At 66.5% G+C, this 5,895-nt stretch carries 2 protein-coding genes; both read left to right on the top strand.

Annotated features, from left to right (window positions below; translation table 11 throughout):
* Positions 1-525 precede the first annotated feature (525 nt).
* Positions 526-4,959, top strand: coding sequence for an FG-GAP-like repeat-containing protein (locus IF00_RS47530; protein WP_051820905.1), 4,434 nt, complete (start codon positions 526-528; stop codon positions 4,957-4,959).
* Positions 4,960-5,266: 307 nt separating this feature from the next.
* Positions 5,267-5,845 carry a hypothetical protein gene (locus IF00_RS0140120; RefSeq protein WP_106975952.1) on the top strand — a complete coding sequence of 193 codons (579 nt, stop codon included), beginning with the start codon at positions 5,267-5,269 and terminating at the stop codon, positions 5,843-5,845.
* Positions 5,846-5,895 lie beyond the last annotated feature (50 nt).

Raw genomic sequence — 5,895 nt, 5'->3', positions numbered from 1 at the left:
CCCAGCGGCGTCCGCCGTGCGACGGAGGTGGCCGGCAGCAGTCCCACTGCCATCACCGCGGACAATGCCACGGCCCACCCTCGCGTACGGAAATTACCCACTTACTCCCACCCCTCGAAAACAAATAAAAACGTGGAACTTTAACAGCTATATCCGACGCGAGGCAGCACGGACCATCGCATTGAATGCCCCCTGAATGGATCTGCCAGGAGAGATGACCTTTAGGGCCATTGCCGCACAGCTGCCCCACAGAGTCCCAGGTCAGGGGCGGTTGACCAGAGATACCCCAAGCAGACCGAAGGTTGCCAGGTTGCCCGAATTTACGGCATAAAGCACACCTGGGAGTGTCCGATCAAGGCTGTAGAGTCAACTCAATTCGAGGTCGCCACGACACTTTTCGGCCGTCGGCACCTTGAAATTCGGACACCTTTTTGGGGAGGAATTCTAGACGTGTCCACGACAAATAGATCGGTTTTCGGGCGGTCCAGGGGGGCCCGCTTGATACCCGGGGCACTGGCCGGAGCCATGCTCACCTCCGTGCTCGCGGTCGCCCCCGCAGCGAGCGTCACACCCGCCGGGGCTCCTTCCGCCGCCACCTCCGTCGCGTCGGACGATCCGGTGGCCAACGGCTCCCTGAGCGAGGAGGACTACGCACTCCAGCAGGCGGCGGCCACTGGCCGGCCCCAGGAGGTCGTCTCCCGGCGAACGGAGAGCTCCGAGACCTGGGCACAGCCCGAGGGATCGTTCAAGGTCACCGAACACGGAACGCCCGTCTGGCTGTGGCGGGACGGCGGATGGGTCGCGGCCGACCCGACCCTGATGTTCGCCACTGACGGCTCCGTGGTCACCAAGGCCACCAACGTCGCCGTGAAGTTCTCCGGCGGCGGCACCGCACCGCTGCTCCAAGGCTCCAAGGACGGCCGCAGCCTGTCGCTGACCTGGCCGAACGCGCTGCCGACACCGACCCTGGACGGCAACATCGCGACGTACGCCGAGGTGTTCCCCGGCGTCGACCTCCAACTGAAGGCGGAGGTCGAGGGCTTCTCCCAGGTCTTCGTCGTCAAGACGGCCGAAGCGGCGCAGAACCCGCAGCTCGACCAACTGCGGTTCGGGATCGACACCGACGGTCTGACCGTCGGGAAGGACGCCGAGAGCGGGAGCCTGACGGCCCTGGACCCGGCCGGCCAGATCGTCTTCTCCAGCTCCGCTCCGATGATGTGGGACTCCACCACCACGGCGACGAGCCAGCCGGCCGCGGCGACCACGCTGCGCAGCACGATGGCCCTGACCGCCGAAGCCGGCGAGGCCACCCCGGCCGCCGAGGGCGAGGACACCTTCGATCCGGGGCTGGGCGCGCAGGACGCGGTCATGCCCACCCAGCTGACGTCGGACACGCTCACCATCACTCCGGACCAGCAGCTCCTGGACGGCGCCGAGACCACCTACCCGGTCTACATCGACCCCAGCTGGGGCTACGGCGACCGTCAGAAGTGGAACTGGACCCGTGTCTACAAGGCATGGCCGAGCAACTCGTACTGGAACGCCAAGGACCCCGTCCGCGTGGGCTACGAGGCCCAGTCCGGCGGCTCCAACCGCATCTCGCGGTCCTTCTTCCAGCTGGACATCTCCCATCTGAAGAAGACTCAGGTCAAGTCGGCGACGTTCCGGGTGAAGAACACCTGGTCATGGTCCTGCAATGCCCGGGATCTGTACCTGTACCCGACCGGCGCGATCAACTCCAAGACCAACTGGACCAACCAGCCGGACAAGCTGACGAGCTCGCCGCTCGACACGGTCAGGGACGCCAAGGGCTGGGTGCCCGCGGACGGCTCCTCCTCGTCGTGCCCCGCCGGCAACCTCGAGTTCGACGCGACCAGCTGGGTCAAGAGCAAGGCCGCCGCGGGCGCCGACGACGTGACCTTCGGTCTGTACGCCGACGAGGACGACACCTTCGGCTGGAAGAAGTTCGACCCCAAGACCGTCGTCCTGGAGACCGTCTACAACACCGCCCCGGACCTGCCGACCAAGCTGGGCACCAGCCCGGTCACCCCGTGCGCGAGCGGCGGAAACCTCGGCAACGTGACCGTCAGCCTCTACGCCACGATCACGGACGAGGACAAGGGCAACCTCACCGCCACGTTCGAGCTCTACGAGAACAAGAGCGGCACCAGCACCCGCGTCTTCACGAAGGCCGTCCCCGCACTCAACGGCCGTGTCGCCACCCTCGCCGTCCCGGTGTCGATGACGCCCGGCGGCACCGGCGTGAGCTACACCTGGCGCGTACAGACCACCGACTCCGACAACGCCCCGTCCGGCTGGAAGAGCGCCCCGTGCGCCTTCAAGGTGGACCGCCAGCGCCCTAAGTCCCCGCCGGAGATCATCTCCCCGTCCGTCAACGGCAAGCCGGTCTACCCGCCCGGCAACGACGGCTGGCCGAACCCCACGGGACTCGCCCGCAAGAAGGCCGTCTTCACCTTCAAGCCGGCGCCGGCGGACGCCGTCACCAAGATCTTCTGGTGGACCGACACCCACCCGGACGTCCGTACGTCCACGCCGGTCAACGGGGTCTTCACGGGAGAGGTGACGATCCCCGCGGCGGGGCCGCGCCTGATCTACGCCTACGGCGTGGACGCGGCGGGCAACCGCTCCGACACCGGGACCTACCTCTACTACGCCAACCGGGAACTGGCCCGCGACGAACCCAACGACCTCAACGGCGACCGGTTCAAGGACATCTGGAGCCCGGACAGCAGCGGCACGCTCATCGCCTACACGGGCAACGGCAACCGAGAGTTCTCGGCCGTGAACGCGACCTCGGGCGACGCGGTCTTCCCCGACCGGCAGGTCTCGGTCGTCGGCGACTGGCAGCAGGACGGGTACAACGACCTCCTCGCCCTCGTGCCCAACCCCAATGACAACAACCGCAAGCAGCTCCAGGTCTACAAGAACTACGGTTCCGGACTCATCGACACCCAGGAAGGACCGCACACCCTGCGGGTCTCCAGGGACTCCAACAACCACTGGTTCGACGCCGACCAGATCGTCGGAGGCAGCTTCGACGACGACGGCGCGCCCGATGTCCTCGTCAAGCAGGGCAGCGCCCTGTACTTCTACCGCGGCACGCGCAGCGTCGACGTCCTGAGCGCTCCGCGAGGCGTTCCCGTCCGCGTCGGCGACATCGGCATGGACTGGAGCAAGTACACCGTCGTCTCCGCCGGGGACCTCAACGGGGACAAGCTGCCCGACCTGCTGCTCCGGGACGACGCCACCGGCGACCTGTTCCGGTCGCACGGCGCCAAGGACCCCGCCCTCAACAAGATCAACTTCGCGACCTGGGGCAATGACCGGGTGAAGATCGGCAGTGGTCTCAAGAAGTCCCTGTACCCGCAGATCGGCACGTCCGGCGACCTCGACGGCGACGGCACCGGAGACGGCGTCCTGGACGGCGACAAGATCACCGACCTGTGGGCCCGCAAGGCCGACAACACCATGATCGGCTGGCGCGGCAAGGGATCGCCCACGAGCCTCACCGGGTTCGACGTCCCGTTCACCATCGACGGCGTCACCGGCGGCGTCCGCCTCGTGCCCGGCACCGTCATCAACCCCGGCAGCTCCCTCGCCTCCCAGTCGAGCACCCTCACGCTGGGGACGGACGGCAACCTGTTCATCACCACCAAGGCCGGGAAGAAGGTCTGGTCCAGCACCGGTGGCACCGCGGGCGCCGTCGCCCGAGTCGAGGACAACGGCAACCTCTCCGTCTACAACGCCGACAACAAGCGTCTGTGGACCACCGGAGCCGCCAACGCCGGTGAGGGCTTCACCATGCTCCGGGATTCCGGGGACCTCACCGTCTACAACGACAAGACCCAGTCGCTCTGGTCCAGCGGCACCGCGGTACGGCACGACTACAACCGTGACGGCCGCAGCGACATGGCGAACTGGTACGACTACGGCGACGGCCATGACGAGATCCACGCCTTCACCACCAACTCGGACGGCACCTTCAAGGCCCCCCAGCACGCCTGGTCGGCCGCGGCCGGCAACTACTGGGCCGAGAACATGAAGCACACCACCGGTGACTTCAACGGAGACGGCGTCGGTGACATCGCGGCGTTCTACGGCTACGAAGACGGCCGCATGAACCTGCGCACGTGGCTCGGCAAGGGCGACGGCAACTTCAACGCCCCCTTCGTCTCCTGGCAGGTCCCCGCGGGACACTGGAACTTCGACGCGATCCACGTCCAGTCCGGCGACTTCAACGGCGACGGCCGCGACGACATCGCCACCTGGTACGCCTACGGAGACGGCAGCGACAAGCTGTTCACCTTCACCGCCGACGTCAGGGGAGGCTTCAACTACCCCTTCTCCTCCTTCTACCGGGCCGACGGCTGGTACGCGCCGAACATGAAGTTCACCAGCGGCGACTACAACGCCGACGGCCGCGACGACATCGGCGTCTTCTACGGCTACGACAACGGTGACACCACCCTGTTCACCTTCACCGCCAAGCCCACCGGCGCCTTCAACGAACCGCTCGCCGGCTGGACCAGCACCGACTGGGGCAGCTTCGAGGCCACCTCGGTGCACTCGGGCGACTTCAACGGTGACGGCCGCGACGACATCGTGACGTGGTACGACTACGGAGACGGCCACGACGCCATGATCAGCTTCACGCCGAGCGGCACCGGCGGAGCGTTCGGCGGCCGCAAGGAGATCTGGACCATCCCGGCCGGCAACTTCTGGCGCGAGAACATCAAGATCGTCACCGGCGACTTCAACGGCGACGGCCGCGACGACATCGGCGGCATGTACGGCTACGAGGACGGTCGCGTCAGGACCCTCACCTGGACCGCCAAGACGGACGGCACCCTCAACTACCACGTCGGTGGCTGGGAAACCCCCCCGGGCAACTGGAGCTTCGGCGGCGTCCGCATGATCGAGAGGTACAGCCCCGCATAACACCCCCACCCGGCAGCCGAGCGAACACACACGCACCGGCAGCACCGCGGTAGCCGCACAGGCACAGGTCCCGTGGCGACAGAGAAACCCGTTCTGTCGCCACGGGGAACCTGTGCCTGTACCCGTTTCCACTCGGTCACGACCGGATGTACCCCCGCGCACCCGTGCGCGCACGGGATCTCGCGTCGACAATTGCGCCATGACGCGCACTCGCCCGCCGCCACGAGACCACCGGGATCATCGACTGCCTCACCCGCTCTGACCCTGGAGGTACGCATGAGGATGCTCATCAACGTGCCCTGGTTTGGTGCGGCCGCAGGTCAAGGCCATGCTGTGGAGCCGTTGGTCAGCAAACTCCCAGCATGAGTCAGGCGCGGTGTACGTGGCGACCAAACTCATCCGCGGGATGGGCAGTTTCTTCAAGACCTGCAGCTGCAAACGGCAGGGCGGATGCGCGCACCCCTACGCTATCCGGTTCCGCGACGGAACGGGGCGGCAGCGAGAAGAGACGGGCTACCCGACACAGGACGACGCTCTCGACCGGCTCACGCAGGTCTACAGGGAGAAGCGCAGCACTCCTGTGCAGCAGGCCGAGATGAAGCGAACGCTGGGCAAGCAGCGTTTCGGGGAGTACGCGGGCACCTGGCTGCCACGTCAGCGTCACTACGCGCCCGGTACGGTACGCACGGTCAACCGGCTTCTCGACAGCCAGATACTCCCCGCCCTCGAGTCGCGCCGGATCAACAGCTTCACTCCGACCGCCGTCGACGACTTCATCATGTCGATGGAGGAGCGCAAGGTCGGCCTGGCCACGCAGCAGAACGCCTTCGACACCCTTAAGAGGTCATCTCATTTGGCTGCCAACAGTGGGGAATATTGCTGGTGAGAGCGTCTCGATCGCTGTTGAATGCCTCGATGAGCGACTACTGGACACCA

Origin of the sequence: Streptomyces flavochromogenes (genome assembly GCF_000717595.1) — a bacterium.
GTDB lineage: Bacteria > Actinomycetota > Actinomycetes > Streptomycetales > Streptomycetaceae > Streptomyces > Streptomyces flavochromogenes.
Note: the sequence above shows the minus strand (reverse complement) of the source record. Positions and strands in the feature narration are given on the sequence as shown.